This is a genomic window from Cobetia sp. MM1IDA2H-1 (assembly GCF_002916775.2).
In the GTDB taxonomy this organism is placed as follows: domain Bacteria; phylum Pseudomonadota; class Gammaproteobacteria; order Pseudomonadales; family Halomonadaceae; genus Cobetia; species Cobetia marina.
Window position 1 is genome coordinate 3,446,992 of the sequence record NZ_CM133225.1, and the last position, 23,717, is coordinate 3,470,708.

Sequence of the window (23,717 nt, forward strand, 5' to 3'; positions counted from 1 at the left end):
ACATTCATTCGGTGAAGTCTAATGCAATAAAAGGGAGATGGCCTAAGCCATCTCCCTTATCTTTTGCATCAACCGTCAACGTTGGTCTTGAGGCTATTGCTATCCAGCAGCGACTGGATGATCTGGGCATCGGAATCACCGCCCGATGTCAGATCCACATCCTGCAGAGTGATCTCCTGGGTGACATTGCTGCCCGCAGAGCCGTCCATACTGATCTCGATGGTGGTACCGCCGTCCCCATCTGACTCGAAGTGCAGGAAGCTCGAGAGCGCATCGGCGTCCCCATTGGACTGAAGGAGATCCGAAAGATCGATGACGTCGCCATCCGCCACACTGAAGTCGGTGATGGTATCCGTCGCCATGCCGCCTTCGCTGTTGACGTCATCACCACTCATCCACTGGAAGGTGTCTGCCCCATCGCCGCCAGTGAGGATGTCGTTGCCGGAGCCACCCACCAGAAGGTCATCGCCCTCGCCACCGGACAGGATATCGTTGCCGGTACCACCTCTCAGCGTATCGTTGCCGCTACCGCCTTCCAGACGATCGCTGCCCACACCGCCAGTCAAGATGTCATCGCCGCCCTGGCCGATCAGATAATCGGCATAGAAAGGCCCGTCACCATCACCTGTCAAAGTATCGTTACCGGAAGTCCCGATCACGACAGCCAACTTGTCGACATCAATGCTGACGCTGGAAGTGTTGGTATCCCCGTCGTTGTCGACCGTGACGTAATCGAAGCTGTCCGTGGAACGCTCACTGACATTGTCCGGCGGCGTATAGGAGAAATCACCGGTCCCCAGATTGAACAGCATGCTGCCGCCCAGATCCGTCGAGATGGTCAACTCCAGGCTGTCTGCATCGTAGCTGCTGTTGTCGGTGCCAGTGGCAGAAACAGCATTGGTATCCGGATCATAGCTGTAGGTCGTGCCATCCACAGTGACCGACTGCAGATAACCGCCATCTGCTCCCAACAGACTGCCATCCACGGAACTGCCTGATACCAGCTGACCACTGACGGGTGATTGCACAGTCGCTGCCAAGCTATCATCTAGATCCTCAAAACTAGTAACCACTGTCGCATCAATATTCTCATTCGCCGAGCCATCGAAGGCAATCGGATTTAGATTACTCTCGTTGACAGAGCCACCTAAACCAATTGAGTAAGACTTAATCGAATTATCGGTCAAGAATTGTTGCCATTCGACTTCTTCATCAGCTGAAATCCCAGCACTTCCAGTGGGACGATTAGGTATACCATCTGAGAAGAAATAAGACACATTCTGTGCCGATTCAAGAGCACCATCTACATTGAAATTCTGCATTGCCGTATCCAGAGCAGCATCATAATTGGTAGCACCGCCGGCTTGCAGTGTGTCCAACAATAGTGAAGCTCTTTCAACTGTTATCCAACCAGGCGCATACGATGAGTACGATTGGAAGACGACAAGGTTGACCAGTACATCACCGAAATCATCGTAAGAATCTAGAAGAACTTTGACCGAATCAATAGCACTCTGGAGACGAGTGCTACCATCAACTCCATCCCTCGTATTCATCGAGCCCGAGATATCCAGCATAATTGTGACGTTAGTATCCACCAAGGTCGAGGAGAAGCTCTGTGCTTCCTGCTGCTCGGGGGCATCATCCTCGATGCCGATGGTCAGCGTGCCGGCGGAGCTTGCGCCTTCGCTATCCGTTGCGAGCACACCGAAGTCCAGAGACAGGACATCTTCCCCATCACCCGAGTGATCAACCGCCTGACTCAGAGTGAAGGTATAGGCACCGCTGTCATCGATGGTCACCGTCGCGACTTCATTGCCCTCGGCATCGGTTGCCACCATTGACTGGGTACCGCTGCCGGACCAGGTCACCGCACTGCCACCGGATGTGATGGCCGTGGCAGGCGCCGTCAGCACCAACGAGACACTGTCACTGTCGACATCCGTGACCGAAACCGTACCGGTGACGATGGTGGCATCGGTAGTATCCGTGAAGCCATCAGCCGCATCACTGTCGGCGATACCGCCTTCGAGCCCTTCTTCGCTGACGCGGCCTTCAGTCGCAGTCACCACCGGAGCGTCATTCGTCCCCTGGATGGTAATGGTGACATCCTGGGTAGCTGTCGCTCCCGCCGTATCCGTGACAGTGACGGTGTAGGTCAGGACCAGTGACTCGCCTGCAGACAGGTAGTCGAAGCTTTCCCCGGCAGCACTGCTGTCGAAGGTCCAGTTGAGCGTCCCTTCAGTGTTCTCGTCATCGATGATGGCGCCGGTGTCCACCCCCAGCAGCGCAAGCAGATCATCGTTGTCCAGCGCGCCAGTATCACCATTGCTGGAGACACTGGTCACGCTTGGCGTCACGCTATTGCTGAGATCCACATCCGTCACCGACAGCGTACCGCTGGTGCTCAGCGCGGAGTCCGTTTCCGTCAGGCTGGCGGAGGCGCTATCACCAATGTTGACGCTGATCGCCGGGCCGTCGTTGCGACCATTGATGGTGATCGTCAGGGTAGTACTGGAGGTATCACCGTCAGCATCCCTGATCACGTAGGTATAGACATCCGTGACCGACTCACCCGCCGCAAGGAACTGCAGATCTTCGCGTGCTGACTGGTAGCTGTAGGAGCCATCCGCTTCAAGCGTCAGCTCGCCATGAGCACCAGTGATCACAGCCGCCGCGCCATCGCTCACCGCGACGGTTTCTGATCCGGAAGTGACGGCGGTGACGGTGACCGCATCGGCCCCCAGGGTGTCCGCCGTCGCAGATGAGCCGTCCACCACATTGCCGGTAACGGCAGCACTGCGATTCTCGTTCATGCTGCGGGTATCAGCATTGGCTATCGGCGCGGTGTCCAGAACGGTGACATCCAGACTGGATGTGGTGCTCTGACCGGCAAGATCCGTCACCACGACAGCGAAGTCGTCAACGACACTGTCATCGCCACCGGAATGATCAGCCGCAGTGCCATCTTCCACATAGCTGTAGGAGACCACCCCGGTGTCGGCATCATAGCCAGTGACGGTCAGCGTCCCTTCGCCATCTGGATTGGAGATCACTACCGGTGAGGTGTTGGCATCCGTGATATCCACACCAGCGATCGTCACTGCCGCAATACCTGCCGCAGCTTTCACGGTAAAGGTATCGGTGACCGTACTTCCTGTCGCTTCGGTGACGGACTGATCTTCCAGTGAATTGATGACCGGCAGTGCATCATCAGTACCGGTGATCACGATATCCACTGTCGTGGTGGAACCATCGCTGAGCGTGACGGTGTACTGCTCGACAATCTCGTCTTCAGACGTCAGCCCCTGAACAGCAGCTGTGTCGTTGTCGAGCGTATAGGTCCAGCTACCGTCAGCATTGACAGTGAAGCTGCCGTAGTCACTGCTGTCATCGGTCGCGGCCACGAATGTCGGCGCAACACTATCGACATCGGTCGCGGTCAGCGTACCCGACGCTTGTGTCACACCATCTTCGGCAACAGCGCCATCATCGGCACTGATGACAACAGGGTCATCGACCGCCGTGACATCCTGGAAGCTGAGAATGGCTTCATCGAACTCGGTACCATCCGTGATCACATAGGTGGTATCAGGCACCGGACCGTTGTAGTTCTCGCCGGGCGTGAAGGTGAAGGTACCATCGGCATTGATAAGTAGCGTGCCGACTTCGCCAAGATCCGCCGTCTCGCCCGGGTCGTAGGTATCGCCGTCAACAGTGAAGCTGAAGACGCTCAACTCATCACCATCGGCATCAACATCGTTGCTCAGGACGTTGCCGCTGACCGGAGTATCTTCCTCGACCAGAATCGGGCCATCGTCATAGGCCACCGGCTTGTCGTTCAAGCCCTGGACATTGATGGTGATGACAGCGGTATCCGAATCCCCATCCGCATCAAGAATGGTGTACTCGAACTCCTCCTTGACCAGATCACCCGCTCCCAATGCCTGGGCACGTACATCGTCCAGGTCATAACTGAAGCTGCCATCGGTATTGAGGGTCAGGCTGCCATAGCTGCCATCGACGGTAACACTACCCCCGTTGTCTGCCAGCAAGATGCCGTCCAGTTTCGTGATGGTCACGGCGTCGGCACCAAGCTCATCCTGACCACGACCCAAAACACTCGTGATGACATTGGTACTGATCACCGGCTCACCATCAGGGGAAGTATCGTCCTCACGAATGGTGTAGGTGTCATCATTGGCGACAGGCGCGGTATCCAGAACCGTGACGTCGAGGCTGTCGGTGGCTGTTGCACCGGTAACATCCGTCACCACCACGGTGAAGCTATCGACAACGCTGTCATCGCCGCCAGAGTGATCAGCGGCAGTACCATCTTCCACATAGCGGTAAGAGACGGTGCCCGTGTCGGCATCGTAGCCAGTGACGGTCAACGTACCTTCATCACCATCCGTGCTAGGAATCGCGACCGGATTGTCTGCAGTCGCGCCGGTGATATCGGTGCCGTTGATGGTGACGGTAGCGATGCCAGTATCAGCCTGGACATTGAAGGTATCGGTGACGGTCGCACCCTCACCCTCGATGACTGACTGATCTTCCAACGAGTCGATGGTCGGCTCACCATCATCAGCACCGGTAATAATGATATCGACGGTAGTGCTGGTGCCATCCGACAGGCTCACGATGTATTGCTCGGTGACGGTCTGTCCTTCAATCAGGCCTTGTACGTCTGCACTGTCGTTATCAAGCGTGTAGGTCCAGCTGCCGTCGGCGGCGACCTCGAAGCTGCCGTAGATACTGCTGTCATCGGTGGCGGCGACGAAGGTCGGAGCGATGCCGTCCACGTCGGTAGCCGTCAGCGCACCAGTGGCACTCAGTACGTCGTCCTCACTCACGGCACCAGTGTCTGCGGTAAGTACCGGCAGATCGTCAGACCCCGTGATGTTGATGGTCAGCGTGGTGGTAGACGTATCACCATCACTGTCCTCCAGGACATAAGTGAAGACATCTTCCGCCTGCACACCATCAGCCAGCGACTGCGTCTTGGTGGTATCCAATACGTAGGTATAGCTGCCGTCACTATTGAGTGTCAGCGTGCCATAGTCGCCGGTGACGGTCGCACTGCCGCCGTCGGCAATCCCTTTGTCGTCCAGTTTGCAGACCATGAACGGCGTATCGGCGCCCAGCGTATCGGCGGTGTCATTGATACCGTCAATCACGTTGCCAGTCAGTTCATCCGTCGCATCTTCCTCGATGGTGCGTTCATCAGGGTTGGCAACCGGCGCGGTATCCAGAATCTTGACGTCAAGGCTGTCGCTCGTGCTCTGTCCTGCCAAGTCAGTGACGACCACGGCGAAGTTGTCGAACACGCTATTGTCACCAGCCGTGTGATCCGCAGCCGTGCCATCCTCCACATAGGTGTAGGACACAGTGCCGGAATCGTAGCCCGTGATAGTCAGCGTCCCTTCGTCATCAGTCGCGCCCGGAATCACGATGGGGCTATCCACTGACGCCGAAGTGATATCCGTGCCATTGATGGTGACGCTGGCGATGCCGGCATCCGCCTCGACCTGGAAGGTGTCAGTGACAGTGGCACCCGTGGCCTCGGTCACTTCCTTGTCAGCCAGCGTGATGGTCGGCGCGGCATCGGTCGCGCCGGTGATGGTGATGTCGACCGTGGTGGTCGTCCCATCGGTCAGCGTGACGGTGTACTGCTCGCTGATGGTGTCATCTGGCGTCAGGCTCTGCACCGCAGCCGACTCGTTGTCGAGGGTGTAGGTCCAGCTGCCGTCGGCGGCGACCTCGAAGCTGCCGTAGACACTGCTGTCATCGGTGGCGGCGACGAAGGCCAGATCCGGGTTGTCGGCATCCGTGGCCGTCAGCGTACCGCTGGCTTCCAGGGTGGTGTCTTCGGTGACTTCACCGCTGTCATCGGAGATCACGGCGCCGTCGTCCACGCCGGTGATGACGATGTCGACCGTGGTGGTCGAGTCATCGCTCAGCGTGACGGTATAGGTCTCGGTGACGGTCTCGCCCGCGGCCAGTGCCTGGGTCTCGGCGGCGTCATTGTCGAGGGTGTAGGTCCAGCTGCCGTCGGCGGCGACCTCGAAGCTGCCGTAGACACTGCTGTCATCGGTGGCGGCGACGAAGGCCAGATCCGGGTTGTCGGCATCCGTGGCCGTCAGCGTGCCAGTGGCTTCCAGGGTGCCGTCTTCTTCCACGGCGCCAGAATCGGCCGTGATGACCGGCAGGTCGTCGGTACCGGTGATGACGATGTCGACCGTGGTGGTCGAGTCATCGCTCAGCGTGACGGTGTAGGTCTCGGTGACGGTCTCGCCGGCAGCCAGTGCCTGGGTCTCGGCGGCGTCATTGTCGAGGGTGTAGGTCCAGCTGCCGTCGGCGGCGACCTCGAAGCTGCCGTAGACACTGCTGTCATCGGTGGCGGCGACGAAGGCCAGATCCGGGTTGTCGGCATCCGTGGCCGTCAGCGTGCCGCTGGCTTCCAGGGTGCCGTCTTCTTCCACGGCGCCAGAATCGGCCGTGATGACCGGCAGGTCGTCGGTACCGGTGATGACGATGTCGACCGTGGTGGTCGAGTCATCGCTCAGCGTGACGGTGTAGGTCTCGGTGACGGTCTCGCCGGCAGCCAGTGCCTGGGTCTCGGTGGCGTCATTGTCGAGGGTGTAGGTCCAGCTGCCGTCGGCGGCGACCTCGAAGCTGCCGTAGACACTGCTGTCATCGGTGGCGGCGACGAAGGCCAGATCCGGGTTGTCGGCATCCGTGGCCGTCAGCGTACCGCTGGCTTCCAGGGTGGTGTCTTCGGTGACTTCACCGCTGTCATCGGAGATCACGGCGCCGTCGTCCACGCCGGTGATGACGATGTCGACCGTGGTGGTCGAGTCATCGCTCAGCGTGACGGTGTAGGTCTCGGTGACGGTCTCGCCGGCAGCCAGTGCCTGGGTCTCGGTGGCGTCATTGTCGAGGGTGTAGGTCCAGCTGCCATCGGCGGCGACCTCGAAGCTGCCGTAGACACTGCTGTCATCGGTGGCGGCGACGAAGGCCAGATCCGGGTTGTCGGCATCCGTGGCCGTCAGCGTGCCGCTGGCTTCCAAGGTGCCGTCTTCTTCCACGGCGCCAGAATCGGCCGTGATGACCGGCAGGTCGTCGGTACCGGTGATAACGATGTCGACCGTGGTGGTCGAGTCATCGCTCAGCGTGACGGTGTAGGTCTCGGTGACGGTCTCGCCGGCAGCCAGTGCCTGGGTCTCGGTGGCGTCATTGTCGAGGGTGTAGGTCCAGCTGCCATCGGCGGCGACCTCGAAGCTGCCGTAGACACTGCTGTCATCGATGGCGGCGACGAAGGCCAGATCCGGGTTGTCGGCATCCGTGGCCGTCAGCGTGCCAGTGGCTTCCAAGGTGCCGTCTTCTTCCACGGCGCCAGAATCGGCCGTGATGACCGGCAGGTCGTCGGTACCGGTGATAACGATGTCGACCGTGGTGGTCGAGTCATCGCTCAGCGTGACGGTGTAGGTCTCGGTGACGGTCTCGCCGGCAGCCAGTGCCTGGGTCTCGGTGGCGTCATTGTCGAGGGTGTAGGTCCAGCTGCCATCGGCGGCGACCTCGAAGCTGCCGTAGACACTGCTGTCATCGATGGCGGCGACGAAGGCCAGATCCGGGTTGTCGGCATCCGTGGCCGTCAGCGTACCGCTGGCTTCCAGGGTGGTGTCTTCGGTGACTACACCGCTGTCATCGGAGATCACGGCGCCGTCGTCCACGCCGGTGATGACGATGTTGACCGTGGTGGTCGAGTCATCGCTCAGCGTGACGGTGTAGGTCTCGGTGACGGTCTCGCCGGCAGCCAGTGCCTGGGTCTCGGCGGCGTCATTGTCGAGGGTGTAGGTCCAGCTGCCGTCGGCGGCGACCTCGAAGCTGCCGTAGACACTGCTGTCATCGGTGGCGGCGACGAAGGCCAGATCCGGGTTGTCGGCATCCGTGGCCGTCAGCGTGCCAGTGGCTTCCAGGGTGCCGTCTTCTTCCACGGCGCCAGAATCGGCCGTGATGACCGGCAGGTCGTCGGTACCGGTGATGACGATGTCGACCGTGGTGGTCGAGTCATCGCTCAGCGTGACGGTGTAGGTCTCGGTGACGGTCTCGCCGGCAGCCAGTGCCTGGGTCTCGGCGGCGTCATTGTCGAGGGTGTAGGTCCAGCTGCCGTCGGCGGCGACCTCGAAGCTGCCGTAGACACTGCTGTCATCGGTGGCGGCGACGAAGGCCAGATCCGGGTTGTCGGCATCCGTGGCCGTCAGCGTGCCGCTGGCTTCCAGGGTGCCGTCTTCTTCCACGGCGCCAGAATCGGCCGTGATGACCGGCAGGTCGTCGGTACCGGTGATGACGATGTCGACCGTGGTGGTCGAGTCATCGCTCAGCGTGACGGTGTAGGTCTCGGTGACGGTCTCGCCGGCAGCCAGTGCCTGGGTCTCGGTGGCGTCATTGTCGAGGGTGTAGGTCCAGCTGCCGTCGGCGGCGACCTCGAAGCTGCCGTAGACACTGCTGTCATCGGTGGCGGCGACGAAGGCCAGATCCGGGTTGTCGGCATCCGTGGCCGTCAGCGTGCCAGTGGCTTCCAGGGTGCCGTCTTCTTCCACGGCGCCAGAATCGGCCGTGATGACCGGCAGGTCGTCGGTACCGGTGATGACGATGTCGACCGTGGTGGTCGAGTCATCGCTCAGCGTGACGGTGTAGGTCTCGGTGACGGTCTCGCCGGCAGCCAGTGCCTGGGTCTCGGCGGCGTCATTGTCGAGGGTGTAGGTCCAGCTGCCGTCGGCGGCGACCTCGAAGCTGCCGTAGACACTGCTGTCATCGGTGGCGGCGACGAAGGCCAGATCCGGGTTGTCGGCATCCGTGGCCGTCAGCGTGCCGCTGGCTTCCAGGGTGCCGTCTTCTTCCACGGCGCCAGAATCGGCCGTGATGACCGGCAGGTCGTCGGTACCGGTGATGACGATGTCGACCGTGGTGGTCGAGTCATCGCTCAGCGTGACGGTGTAGGTCTCGGTGACGGTCTCGCCGGCAGCCAGTGCCTGGGTCTCGGTGGCGTCATTGTCGAGGGTGTAGGTCCAGCTGCCGTCGGCGGCGACCTCGAAGCTGCCGTAGACACTGCTGTCATCGGTGGCGGCGACGAAGGCCAGATCCGGGTTGTCGGCATCCGTGGCCGTCAGCGTACCGCTGGCTTCCAGGGTGGTGTCTTCGGTGACTTCACCGCTGTCATCGGAGATCACGGCGCCGTCGTCCACGCCGGTGATGACGATGTTGACCGTGGTGGTCGAGTCATCGCTCAGCGTGACGGTGTAGGTCTCGGTGACGGTCTCGCCCGCGGCCAGTGCCTGGGTTTCGGCGGCGTCATTGTCGAGGGTGTAGGTCCAGCTGCCGTCGGCGGCGACCTCGAAGCTGCCGTAGACACTGCTGTCATCGGTGGCGGCGACGAAGGCCAGATCCGGGTTGTCGGCGTCCGTGGCCGTCAGCGTACCGCTGGCTTCCAGGGTGCCGTCTTCTTCCACGGCGCCAGAATCGGCCGTGATGACCGGCAGGTCGTCGGTACCGGTGATGACGATGTTGACCGTGGTGGTCGAGTCATCGCTCAGCGTGACGGTGTAGGTCTCGGTGACGGTCTCGCCCGCGGCCAGTGCCTGGGTCTCGGCGGCGTCATTGTCGAGGGTGTAGGTCCAGCTGCCGTCGGCGGCGACCTCGAAGCTGCCGTAGACACTGCTGTCATCGGTGGCGGCGACGAAGGCCAGATCCGGGTTGTCGGCATCCGTGGCGGTCAGCGTACCGCTGGCTTCCAGGGTGGTGTCTTCGGTGACTTCACCGCTGTCATCGGAGATCACGGCGCCGTCGTCCACGCCGGTGATGACGATGTTGACCGTGGTGGTCGAGTCATCGCTCAGCGTGACGGTGTAGGTCTCGGTGACGGTCTCGCCGGCAGCCAGTGCCTGGGTTTCCGTCGCGTCATTGTCGAGGGTGTAGGTCCAGCTGCCATCGGCGGCGACCTCGAAGCTGCCGTAGACACTACTGTCATCGGTGGCGGCGACGAAGGCCAGATCCGGGTTGTCGGCATCCGTGGCGGTCAGCGTGCCAGTGGCTTCCAGAGTGCCGTCTTCTTCCACGGCGCCAGAATCGGCCGTGATGACCGGCAGGTCGTCGGTGCCGGTGATGACGATGTCGACCGTGGTGGTCGAGTCATCGCTCAGCGTGACGGTGTAGGTCTCGGTGACGGTCTCGCCCGCGGCCAGTGCCTGGGTTTCGGCGGCGTCATTGTCGAGGGTGTAGGTCCAGCTGCCGTCGGCGGCGACCTCGAAGCTGCCGTAGACACTGCTGTCATCGGTGGCGGCGACGAAGGCCAGATCCGGGTTGTCGGCATCCGTGGCCGTCAGCGTACCGCTGGCTTCCAGGGTGGTGTCTTCGGTGACTTCACCGCTGTCATCGGAGATCACGGCGCCGTCGTCCACGCCGGTGATGACGATGTTGACCGTGGTGGTCGAGTCATCGCTCAGCGTGACGGTGTAGGTCTCGGTGACGGTCTCGCCCGCGGCCAGTGCCTGGGTTTCGGCGGCGTCATTGTCGAGGGTGTAGGTCCAGCTGCCGTCGGCGGCGACCTCGAAGCTGCCGTAGACACTGCTGTCATCGGTGGCGGCGACGAAGGCCAGATCCGGGTTGTCGGCATCCGTGGCCGTCAGCGTACCGCTGGCTTCCAGGGTGGTGTCTTCGGTGACTTCACCGCTGTCATCGGAGATCACGGCGCCGTCGTCCACGCCGGTGATGACGATGTCGACCGTGGTGGTCGAGTCATCGCTCAGCGTGACGGTGTAGGTCTCGGTGACGGTCTCGCCCGCGGCCAGTGCCTGGGTCTCGGTGGCGTCATTGTCGAGGGTGTAGGTCCAGCTGCCATCGGCGGCGACCTCGAAGCTGCCGTAGACACTGCTGTCATCGGTGGCGGCGACGAAGGCCAGATCCGGGTTGTCGGCATCCGTGGCGGTCAGCGTACCGCTGGCTTCCAGGGTGGTGTCTTCGGTGACTTCACCGCTGTCATCGGAGATCACGGCGCCGTCGTCCACGCCGGTGATGACGATGTCGACCGTGGTGGTCGAGTCATCGCTCAGCGTGACGGTGTAGGTCTCGGTGACGGTCTCGCCCGCGGCCAGTGCCTGGGTCTCGGTGGCGTCATTGTCGAGGGTGTAGGTCCAGCTGCCATCGGCGGCGACCTCGAAGCTGCCGTAGACACTGCTGTCATCGGTGGCGGCGACGAAGGCCAGATCCGGGTTGTCGGCATCCGTGGCCGTCAGCGTACCGCTGGCTTCCAGGGTGCCGTCTTCTTCCACGGCGCCAGAATCGGCCGTGATGACCGGCAGGTCGTCGGTACCGGTGATGACGATGTCGACCGTGGTGGTCGAGTCATCGCTCAGCGTGACGGTGTAGGTCTCGGTGACGGTCTCGCCGGCAGCCAGTGCCTGGGTCTCGGTGGCGTCATTGTCGAGGGTGTAGGTCCAGCTGCCGTCGGCGGCGACCTCGAAGCTGCCGTAGACACTGCTGTCATCGGTGGCGGCGACGAAGGCCAGATCCGGGTTGTCGGCATCCGTGGCCGTCAGCGTACCGCTGGCTTCCAGGGTGGTGTCTTCGGTGACTTCACCGCTGTCATCGGAGATCACGGCGCCGTCGTCCACGCCGGTGATGACGATGTTGACCGTGGTGGTCGAGTCATCGCTCAGCGTGACGGTGTAGGTCTCGGTGACGGTCTCGCCCGCGGCCAGTGCCTGGGTTTCGGCGGCGTCATTGTCGAGGGTGTAGGTCCAGCTGCCGTCGGCGGCGACCTCGAAGCTGCCGTAGACACTGCTGTCATCGGTGGCGGCGACGAAGGCCAGATCCGGGTTGTCGGCGTCCGTGGCCGTCAGCGTACCGCTGGCTTCCAGGGTGCCGTCTTCTTCCACGGCGCCAGAATCGGCCGTGATGACCGGCAGGTCGTCGGTACCGGTGATGACGATGTTGACCGTGGTGGTCGAGTCATCGCTCAGCGTGACGGTGTAGGTCTCGGTGACGGTCTCGCCCGCGGCCAGTGCCTGGGTCTCGGCGGCGTCATTGTCGAGGGTGTAGGTCCAGCTGCCGTCGGCGGCGACCTCGAAGCTGCCGTAGACACTGCTGTCATCGGTGGCGGCGACGAAGGCCAGATCCGGGTTGTCGGCATCCGTGGCGGTCAGCGTACCGCTGGCTTCCAGGGTGGTGTCTTCGGTGACTTCACCGCTGTCATCGGAGATCACGGCGCCGTCGTCCACGCCGGTGATGACGATGTTGACCGTGGTGGTCGAGTCATCGCTCAGCGTGACGGTGTAGGTCTCGGTGACGGTCTCGCCGGCAGCCAGTGCCTGGGTTTCCGTCGCGTCATTGTCGAGGGTGTAGGTCCAGCTGCCATCGGCGGCGACCTCGAAGCTGCCGTAGACACTACTGTCATCGGTGGCGGCGACGAAGGCCAGATCCGGGTTGTCGGCATCCGTGGCGGTCAGCGTGCCAGTGGCTTCCAGAGTGCCGTCTTCTTCCACGGCGCCAGAATCGGCCGTGATGACCGGCAGGTCGTCGGTGCCGGTGATGACGATGTCGACCGTGGTGGTCGAGTCATCGCTCAGCGTGACGGTGTAGGTCTCGGTGACGGTCTCGCCCGCGGCCAGTGCCTGGGTTTCGGCGGCGTCATTGTCGAGGGTGTAGGTCCAGCTGCCGTCGGCGGCGACCTCGAAGCTGCCGTAGACACTGCTGTCATCGGTGGCGGCGACGAAGGCCAGATCCGGGTTGTCGGCATCCGTGGCCGTCAGCGTACCGCTGGCTTCCAGGGTGGTGTCTTCGGTGACTTCACCGCTGTCATCGGAGATCACGGCGCCGTCGTCCACGCCGGTGATGACGATGTTGACCGTGGTGGTCGAGTCATCGCTCAGCGTGACGGTGTAGGTCTCGGTGACGGTCTCGCCCGCGGCCAGTGCCTGGGTTTCGGCGGCGTCATTGTCGAGGGTGTAGGTCCAGCTGCCGTCGGCGGCGACCTCGAAGCTGCCGTAGACACTGCTGTCATCGGTGGCGGCGACGAAGGCCAGATCCGGGTTGTCGGCATCCGTGGCCGTCAGCGTACCGCTGGCTTCCAGGGTGGTGTCTTCGGTGACTTCACCGCTGTCATCGGAGATCACGGCGCCGTCGTCCACGCCGGTGATGACGATGTCGACCGTGGTGGTCGAGTCATCGCTCAGCGTGACGGTGTAGGTCTCGGTGACGGTCTCGCCCGCGGCCAGTGCCTGGGTCTCGGTGGCGTCATTGTCGAGGGTGTAGGTCCAGCTGCCATCGGCGGCGACCTCGAAGCTGCCGTAGACACTGCTGTCATCGGTGGCGGCGACGAAGGCCAGATCCGGGTTGTCGGCATCCGTGGCGGTCAGCGTACCGCTGGCTTCCAGGGTGGTGTCTTCGGTGACTTCACCGCTGTCATCGGAGATCACGGCGCCGTCGTCCACGCCGGTGATGACGATGTCGACCGTGGTGGTCGAGTCATCGCTCAGCGTGACGGTGTAGGTCTCGGTGACGGTCTCGCCCGCGGCCAGTGCCTGGGTCTCGGTGGCGTCATTGTCGAGGGTGTAGGTCCAGCTGCCATCGGCGGCGACCTCGAAGCTGCCGTAGACACTGCTGTCATCGGTGGCGGCGACGAAGGCCAGATCCGGGTTGTCGGCATCCGTGGCCGTCAGCGTACCGCTGGCTTCCAGGGTGCCGTCTTCTTCCACGGCGCCAGAATCGGCCGTGATGACCGGCAGGTCGTCGGTACCGGTGATGACGATGTCGACCGTGGTGGTCGAGTCATCGCTCAGCGTGACGGTGTAGGTCTCGGTGACGGTCTCGCCGGCAGCCAGTGCCTGGGTCTCGGTGGCGTCATTGTCGAGGGTGTAGGTCCAGCTGCCGTCGGCGGCGACCTCGAAGCTGCCGTAGACACTGCTGTCATCGGTGGCGGCGACGAAGGCCAGATCCGGGTTGTCGGCATCCGTGGCCGTCAGCGTACCGCTGGCTTCCAGGGTGGTGTCTTCGGTGACTTCACCGCTGTCATCGGAGATCACGGCGCCGTCGTCCACGCCGGTGATGACGATGTTGACCGTGGTGGTCGAGTCATCGCTCAGCGTGACGGTGTAGGTCTCGGTGACGGTCTCGCCCGCGGCCAGTGCCTGGGTTTCGGCGGCGTCATTGTCGAGGGTGTAGGTCCAGCTGCCGTCGGCGGCGACCTCGAAGCTGCCGTAGACACTGCTGTCATCGGTGGCGGCGACGAAGGCCAGATCCGGGTTGTCGGCGTCCGTGGCCGTCAGCGTACCGCTGGCTTCCAGGGTGCCGTCTTCTTCCACGGCGCCAGAATCGGCCGTGATGACCGGCAGGTCGTCGGTACCGGTGATGACGATGTTGACCGTGGTGGTCGAGTCATCGCTCAGCGTGACGGTGTAGGTCTCGGTGACGGTCTCGCCCGCGGCCAGTGCCTGGGTCTCGGCGGCGTCATTGTCGAGGGTGTAGGTCCAGCTGCCGTCGGCGGCGACCTCGAAGCTGCCGTAGACACTGCTGTCATCGGTGGCGGCGACGAAGGCCAGATCCGGGTTGTCGGCATCCGTGGCGGTCAGCGTACCGCTGGCTTCCAGGGTGGTGTCTTCGGTGACTTCACCGCTGTCATCGGAGATCACGGCGCCGTCGTCCACGCCGGTGATGACGATGTTGACCGTGGTGGTCGAGTCATCGCTCAGCGTGACGGTGTAGGTCTCGGTGACGGTCTCGCCGGCAGCCAGTGCCTGGGTTTCCGTCGCGTCATTGTCGAGGGTGTAGGTCCAGCTGCCATCGGCGGCGACCTCGAAGCTGCCGTAGACACTACTGTCATCGGTGGCGGCGACGAAGGCCAGATCCGGGTTGTCGGCATCCGTGGCGGTCAGCGTGCCAGTGGCTTCCAGAGTGCCGTCTTCTTCCACGGCGCCAGAATCGGCCGTGATGACCGGCAGGTCGTCGGTGCCGGTGATGACGATGTCGACCGTGGTGGTCGAGTCATCGCTCAGCGTGACGGTGTAGGTCTCGGTGACGGTCTCGCCCGCGGCCAGTGCCTGGGTTTCGGCGGCGTCATTGTCGAGGGTGTAGGTCCAGCTGCCGTCGGCGGCGACCTCGAAGCTGCCGTAGACACTGCTGTCATCGGTGGCGGCGACGAAGGCCAGATCCGGGTTGTCGGCATCCGTGGCCGTCAGCGTACCGCTGGCTTCCAGGGTGGTGTCTTCGGTGACTTCACCGCTGTCATCGGAGATCACGGCGCCGTCGTCCACGCCGGTGATGACGATGTTGACCGTGGTGGTCGAGTCATCGCTCAGCGTGACGGTGTAGGTCTCGGTGACGGTCTCGCCCGCGGCCAGTGCCTGGGTTTCGGCGGCGTCATTGTCGAGGGTGTAGGTCCAGCTGCCGTCGGCGGCGACCTCGAAGCTGCCGTAGACACTGCTGTCATCGGTGGCGGCGACGAAGGCCAGATCCGGGTTGTCGGCATCCGTGGCCGTCAGCGTACCGCTGGCTTCCAGGGTGGTGTCTTCGGTGACTTCACCGCTGTCATCGGAGATCACGGCGCCGTCGTCCACGCCGGTGATGACGATGTCGACCGTGGTGGTCGAGTCATCGCTCAGCGTGACGGTGTAGGTCTCGGTGACGGTCTCGCCCGCGGCCAGTGCCTGGGTCTCGGTGGCGTCATTGTCGAGGGTGTAGGTCCAGCTGCCATCGGCGGCGACCTCGAAGCTGCCGTAGACACTGCTGTCATCGGTGGCGGCGACGAAGGCCAGATCCGGGTTGTCGGCATCCGTGGCGGTCAGCGTACCGCTGGCTTCCAGGGTGGTGTCTTCGGTGACTTCACCGCTGTCATCGGAGATCACGGCGCCGTCGTCCACGCCGGTGATGACGATGTCGACCGTGGTGGTCGAGTCATCGCTCAGCGTGACGGTGTAGGTCTCGGTGACGGTCTCGCCCGCGGCCAGTGCCTGGGTCTCGGTGGCGTCATTGTCGAGGGTGTAGGTCCAGCTGCCATCGGCGGCGACCTCGAAGCTGCCGTAGACACTGCTGTCATCGGTGGCGGCGACGAAGGCCAGATCCGGGTTGTCGGCATCCGTGGCCGTCAGCGTACCGCTGGCTTCCAGGGTGCCGTCTTCTTCCACGGCGCCAGAATCGGCCGTGATGACCGGCAGGTCGTCGGTACCGGTGATAACGATGTCGACCGTGGTGGTCGAGTCATCGCTCAGCGTGACGGTGTAGGTCTCGGTGACGGTCTCGCCGGCAGCCAGTGCCTGGGTCTCGGTGGCGTCATTGTCGAGGGTGTAGGTCCAGCTGCCGTCGGCGGCGACCTCGAAGCTGCCGTAGACACTGCTGTCATCGGTGGCGGCGACGAAGGCCAGATCCGGGTTGTCGGCATCCGTGGCCGTCAGCGTACCGCTGGCTTCCAGGGTGGTGTCTTCGGTGACTTCACCGCTGTCATCGGAGATCACGGCGCCGTCGTCCACGCCGGTGATGACGATGTTGACCGTGGTGGTCGAGTCATCGCTCAGCGTGACGGTGTAGGTCTCGGTGACGGTCTCGCCCGCGGCCAGTGCCTGGGTTTCGGCGGCGTCATTGTCGAGGGTGTAGGTCCAGCTGCCGTCGGCGGCGACCTCGAAGCTGCCGTAGACACTGCTGTCATCGGTGGCGGCGACGAAGGCCAGATCCGGGTTGTCGGCGTCCGTGGCCGTCAGCGTACCGCTGGCTTCCAGGGTGCCGTCTTCTTCCACGGCGCCAGAATCGGCCGTGATGACCGGCAGGTCGTCGGTACCGGTGATGACGATGTTGACCGTGGTGGTCGAGTCATCGCTCAGCGTGACGGTGTAGGTCTCGGTGACGGTCTCGCCCGCGGCCAGTGCCTGGGTCTCGGCGGCGTCATTGTCGAGGGTGTAGGTCCAGCTGCCGTCGGCGGCGACCTCGAAGCTGCCGTAGACACTGCTGTCATCGGTGGCGGCGACGAAGGCCAGATCCGGGTTGTCGGCATCCGTGGCGGTCAGCGTACCGCTGGCTTCCAGGGTGGTGTCTTCGGTGACTTCACCGCTGTCATCGGAGATCACGGCGCCGTCGTCCACGCCGGTGATGACGATGTTGACCGTGGTGGTCGAGTCATCGCTCAGCGTGACGGTGTAGGTCTCGGTGACGGTCTCGCCGGCAGCCAGTGCCTGGGTTTCCGTCGCGTCATTGTCGAGGGTGTAGGTCCAGCTGCCATCGGCGGCGACCTCGAAGCTGCCGTAGACACTACTGTCATCGGTGGCGGCGACGAAGGCCAGATCCGGGTTGTCGGCATCCGTGGCGGTCAGCGTGCCAGTGGCTTCCAGAGTGCCGTCTTCTTCCACGGCGCCAGAATCGGCCGTGATGACCGGCAGGTCGTCGGTGCCGGTGATGACGATGTCGACCGTGGTGGTCGAGTCATCGCTCAGCGTGACGGTGTAGGTCTCGGTGACGGTCTCGCCCGCGGCCAGTGCCTGGGTTTCGGCGGCGTCATTGTCGAGGGTGTAGGTCCAGCTGCCGTCGGCGGCGACCTCGAAGCTGCCGTAGACACTGCTGTCATCGGTGGCGGCGACGAAGGCCAGATCCGGGTTGTCGGCATCCGTGGCCGTCAGCGTACCGCTGGCTTCCAGGGTGGTGTCTTCGGTGACTTCACCGCTGTCATCGGAGATCACGGCGCCGTCGTCCACGCCGGTGATGACGATGTTGACCGTGGTGGTCGAGTCATCGCTCAGCGTGACGGTGTAGGTCTCGGTGACGGTCTCGCCCGCGGCCAGTGCCTGGGTTTCGGCGGCGTCATTGTCGAGGGTGTAGGTCCAGCTGCCGTCGGCGGCGACCTCGAAGCTGCCGTAGACACTGCTGTCATCGGTGGCGGCGACGAAGGCCAGATCCGGGTTGTCGGCATCCGTGGCCGTCAGCGTACCGCTGGCTTCCAGGGTGGTGTCTTCGGTGACTTCACCGCTGTCATCGGAGATCACGGCGCCGTCGTCCACGCCGGTGATGACGATGTCGACCGTGGTGGTCGAGTCATCGCTCAGCGTGACGGTGTAGGTCTCGGTGACGGTCTCGCCCGCGGCCAGTGCCTGGGTCTCGGTGGCGTCATTGTCGAGGGTGTAGGTCCAGCTGCCATCGGCGGCGACCTCGAAGCTGCCGTAGACACTGCTGTCATCGGTGGCGGCGACGAAGGCCAGATCCGGGTTGTCGGCATCCGTGGCGGTCAGCGTACCGCTGGCTTCCAGGGTGGTGTCTTCGGTGACTTCACCGCTGTCATCGGAGATCACGGCGCCGTCGTCCACGCCGGTGATGACGATGTCGACCGTGGTGGTCGAGTCATCGCTCAGCGTGACGGTGTAGGTCTCGGTGACGGTCTCGCCCGCGGCCAGTGCCTGGGTCTCGGTGGCGTCATTGTCGAGGGTGTAGGTCCAGCTGCCATCGGCGGCGACCTCGAAGCTGCCGTAGACACTGCTGTCATCGGTGGCGGCGACGAAGGCCAGATCCGGGTTGTCGGCATCCGTGGCCGTCAGCGTACCGCTGGCTTCCAGGGTGCCGTCTTCTTCCACGGCGCCAGAATCGGCCGTGATGACCGGCAGGTCGTCGGTACCGGTGATAACGATGTCGACCGTGGTGGTCGAGTCATCGCTCAGCGTGACGGTGTAGGTCTCGGTGACGGTCTCGCCGGCAGCCAGTGCCTGGGTCTCGGTGGCGTCATTGTCGAGGGTGTAGGTCCAGCTGCCGTCGGCGGCGACCTCGAAGCTGCCGTAGACACTGCTGTCATCGGTGGCGGCGACGAAGGCCAGATCCGGGTTGTCGGCATCCGTGGCCGTCAGCGTACCGCTGGCTTCCAGGGTGGTGTCTTCGGTGACTTCACCGCTGTCATCGGAGATCACGGCGCCGTCGTCCACGCCGGTGATGACGATGTTGACCGTGGTGGTCGAGTCATCGCTCAGCGTGACGGTGTAGGTCTCGGTGACGGTCTCGCCCGCGGCCAGTGCCTGGGTTTCGGCGGCGTCATTGTCGAGGGTGTAGGTCCAGCTGCCGTCGGCGGCGACCTCGAAGCTGCCGTAGACACTGCTGTCATCGGTGGCGGCGACGAAGGCCAGATCCGGGTTGTCGGCGTCCGTGGCCGTCAGCGTACCGCTGGCTTCCAGGGTGCCGTCTTCTTCCACGGCGCCAGAATCGGCCGTGATGACCGGCAGGTCGTCGGTACCGGTGATGACGATGTTGACCGTGGTGGTCGAGTCATCGCTCAGCGTGACGGTGTAGGTCTCGGTGACGGTCTCGCCCGCGGCCAGTGCCTGGGTCTCGGCGGCGTCATTGTCGAGGGTGTAGGTCCAGCTGCCGTCGGCGGCGACCTCGAAGCTGCCGTAGACACTGCTGTCATCGGTGGCGGCGACGAAGGCCAGATCCGGGTTGTCGGCATCCGTGGCGGTCAGCGTACCGCTGGCTTCCAGGGTGGTGTCTTCGGTGACTTCACCGCTGTCATCGGAGATCACGGCGCCGTCGTCCACGCCGGTGATGACGATGTTGACCGTGGTGGTCGAGTCATCGCTCAGCGTGACGGTGTAGGTCTCGGTGACGGTCTCGCCGGCAGCCAGTGCCTGGGTTTCCGTCGCGTCATTGTCGAGGGTGTAGGTCCAGCTGCCATCGGCGGCGACCTCGAAGCTGCCGTAGACACTACTGTCATCGGTGGCGGCGACGAAGGCCAGATCCGGGTTGTCGGCATCCGTGGCGGTCAGCGTGCCAGTGGCTTCCAGAGTGCCGTCTTCTTCCACGGCGCCAGAATCGGCCGTGATGACCGGCAGGTCGTCGGTGCCGGTGATGACGATGTCGACCGTGGTGGTCGAGTCATCGCTCAGCGTGACGGTGTAGGTCTCGGTGACGGTCTCGCCCGCGGCCAGTGCCTGGGTTTCGGCGGCGTCATTGTCGAGGGTGTAGGTCCAGCTGCCGTCGGCGGCGACCTCGAAGCTGCCGTAGACACTGCTGTCATCGGTGGCGGCGACGAAGGCCAGATCCGGGTTGTCGGCATCCGTGGCCGTCAGCGTACCGCTGGCTTCCAGGGTGGTGTCTTCGGTGACTTCACCGCTGTCATCGGAGATCACGGCGCCGTCGTCCACGCCGGTGATGACGATGTTGACCGTGGTGGTCGAGTCATCGCTCAGCGTGACGGTGTAGGTCTCGGTGACGGTCTCGCCCGCGGCCAGTGCCTGGGTTTCGGCGGCGTCATTGTCGAGGGTGTAGGTCCAGCTGCCGTCGGCGGCGACCTCGAAGCTGCCGTAGACACTGCTGTCATCGGTGGCGGCGACGAAGGCCAGATCCGGGTTGTCGGCATCCGTGGCCGTCAGCGTACCGCTGGCTTCCAGGGTGGTGTCTTCGGTGACTTCACCGCTGTCATCGGAGATCACGGCGCCGTCGTCCACGCCGGTGATGACGATGTCGACCGTGGTGGTCGAGTCATCGCTCAGCGTGACGGTGTAGGTCTCGGTGACGGTCTCGCCGGCAGCCAGTGCCTGGGTCTCGGTGGCGTCATTGTCGAGGGTGTAGGTCCAGCTGCCGTCGGCGGCGACCTCGAAGCTGCCGTAGACACTGCTGTCATCGGTGGCGGCGACGAAGGCCAGATCCGGGTTGTCGGCATCCGTGGCGGTCAGCGTACCGCTGGCTTCCAGGGTGGTGTCTTCGGTGACTTCACCGCTGTCATCGGAGATCACGGCGCCGTCGTCCACGCCGGTGATGACGATGTCGACCGTGGTGGTCGAGTCATCGCTCAGCGTGACGGTGTAGGTCTCGGTGACGGTCTCGCCCGCGGCCAGTGCCTGGGTCTCGGTGGCGTCATTGTCGAGGGTGTAGGTCCAGCTGCCATCGGCGGCGACCTCGAAGCTGCCGTAGACACTGCTGTCATCGGTGGCGGCGACGAAGGCCAGATCCGGGTTGTCGGCATCCGTGGCCGTCAGCGTACCGCTGGCTTCCAGGGTGCCGTCTTCTTCCACGGCGCCAGAATCGGCCGTGATGACCGGCAGGTCGTCGGTACCGGTGATAACGATGTCGACCGTGGTGGTCGAGTCATCGCTCAGCGTGACGGTGTAGGTCTCGGTGACGGTCTCGCCGGCAGCCAGTGCCTGGGTCTCGGTGGCGTCATTGTCGAGGGTGTAGGTCCAGCTGCCGTCGGCGGCGACCTCGAAGCTGCCGTAGACACTGCTGTCATCGGTGGCGGCGACGAAGGCCAGATCCGGGTTGTCGGCATCCGTGGCCGTCAGCGTACCGCTGGCTTCCAGGGTGGTGTCTTCGGTGACTTCACCGCTGTCATCGGAGATCACGGCGCCGTCGTCCACGCCGGTGATGACGATGTTGACCGTGGTGGTCGAGTCATCGCTCAGCGTGACGGTGTAGGTCTCGGTGACGGTCTCGCCGGCAGCCAGTGCCTGGGTCTCGGTGGCGTCATTGTCGAGGGTGTAGGTCCAGCTGCCGTCGGCGGCGACCTCGAAGCTGCCGTAGACACTGCTGTCATCGGTGGCGGCGACGAAGGCCAGATCCGGGTTGTCGGCATCCGTGGCCGTCAGCGTACCGCTGGCTTCCAGGGTGGTGTCTTCGGTGACTTCACCGCTGTCATCGGAGATCACGGCGCCGTCGTCCACGCCGGTGATGACGATGTTGACCGTGGTGGTCGAGTCATCGCTCAGCGTGACGGTGTAGGTCTCGGTGACGGTCTCGCCCGCGGCCAGTGCCTGGGTTTCGGCGGCGTCATTGTCGAGGGTGTAGGTCCAGCTGCCGTCGGCGGCGACCTCGAAGCTGCCGTAGACACTGCTGTCATCGGTGGCGGCGACGAAGGCCAGATCCGGGTTGTCGGCGTCCGTGGCCGTCAGCGTACCGCTGGCTTCCAGGGTGCCGTCTTCTTCCACGGCGCCAGAATCGGCCGTGATGACCGGCAGGTCGTCGGTACCGGTGATGACGATGTTGACCGTGGTGGTCGAGTCATCGCTCAGCGTGACGGTGTAGGTCTCGGTGACGGTCTCGCCCGCGGCCAGTGCCTGGGTCTCGGCGGCGTCATTGTCGAGGGTGTAGGTCCAGCTGCCGTCGGCGGCGACCTCGAAGCTGCCGTAGACACTGCTGTCATCGGTGGCGGCGACGAAGGCCAGATCCGGGTTGTCGGCATCCGTGGCGGTCAGCGTACCGCTGGCTTCCAGGGTGGTGTCTTCGGTGACTACACCGCTGTCATCGGAGATCACGGCGCCGTCGTCCACGCCGGTGATGACGATGTTGACCGTGGTGGTCGAGTCATCGCTCAGCGTGACGGTGTAGGTCTCGGTGACGGTCTCGCCGGCAGCCAGTGCCTGGGTCTCGGTGGCGTCATTGTCGAGGGTGTAGGTCCAGCTGCCGTCGGCGGCGACCTCGAAGCTGCCGTAGACACTGCTGTCATCGGTGGCGGCGACGAAGGCCAGATCCGGGTTGTCGGCATCCGTGGCGGTCAGCGTGCCAGTGGCTTCCAGAGTGCCGTCTTCTTCCACGGCGCCAGAATCGGCCGTGATGACCGGCAGGTCGTCGGTGCCGGTGATGACGATGTCGACCGTGGTAGTCGAGTCATCGCTCAGCGTGACGGTGTAGGTCTCGGTGACGGTCTCGCCGGCAGCCAGTGCCTGGGTCTCGGTGGCGTCATTGTCGAGGGTGTAGGTCCAGCTGCCGTCGGCGGCGACCTCGAAGCTGCCGTAGACACTGCTGTCATCGGTGGCGGCGACGAAGGCCAGATCCGGGTTGTCGGCATCCGTGGCCGTCAGCGTACCGCTGGCTTCCAGGGTGGTGTCTTCGGTGACTTCACCGCTGTCATCGGAGATCACGGCGCCGTCGTCCACGCCGGTGATGGTGATGTCGACCGTGGTGGTCGTCCCATCGGTCAGCGTGACGGTGTACTGCTCGCTGATGGTGTCATCTGGCGTCAGGCTCTGCACCGCGGCCGACTCGTTGTCGAGGGTGTAGGTCCAGCTGCCGTCGGCGGCGACCTCGAAGCTGCCGTAGACACTGCTGTCATCGGTGGCGGCGACGAAGGCCAGATCCGGGTTGTCGGCATCCGTGGCCGTCAGCGTGCCAGTGGCTTCCAGAGTGCCGTCTTCTTCCACGGCGCCAGAATCGGCCGTGATGACCGGCAGGTCGTCGGTGCCGGTGATGACGATGTTGACCGTGGTGGTCGAGTCATCGCTCAGCGTGACGGTGTAGGTCTCGGTGACGGTCTCGCCGGCAGCCAGTGCCTGGGTCTCGGCGGCGTCATTGTCGAGGGTGTAGGTCCAGCTGCCGTCGGCGGCGACCTCGAAGCTGCCGTAGACACTGCTGTCATCGGTGGCGGCGACGAAGGCCAGATCCGGGTTGTCGGCATCCGTGGCCGTCAGCGTACCGCTGGCTTCCAGGGTGGTGTCTTCGGTGACTTCACCGCTGTCATCGGAGATCACGGCGCCGTCGTCCACGCCGGTGATGACGATGTCGACCGTGGTGGTCGAGTCATCGCTCAGCGTGACGGTGTAGGTCTCGGTGACGGTCTCGCCGGCAGCCAGTGCCTGGGTCTCGGCGGCGTCATTGTCGAGGGTGTAGGTCCAGCTGCCGTCGGCGGCGACCTCGAAGCTGCCGTAGACACTGCTGTCATCGGTGGCGGCGACGAAGGCCAGATCCGGGTTGTCGGCATCCGTGGCGGT

1 protein-coding gene (running past one end of the window) is annotated in these 23,717 nt (G+C 63.7%); it reads right to left on the bottom strand.

What is annotated here, in order from left to right; translation table 11 throughout:
• Positions 1-68: 68 nt before the first annotated feature.
• On the bottom strand, positions 69-23,717 hold the 3' portion of the coding sequence (locus tag BOH68_RS14575) for a VCBS domain-containing protein (protein ID WP_456821152.1). It continues 3,855 nt past the right edge of the window; the window shows 23,649 of its 27,504 coding nt (coding positions 3,856-27,504); its start codon lies off the right edge, out of view; its stop codon occupies positions 69-71.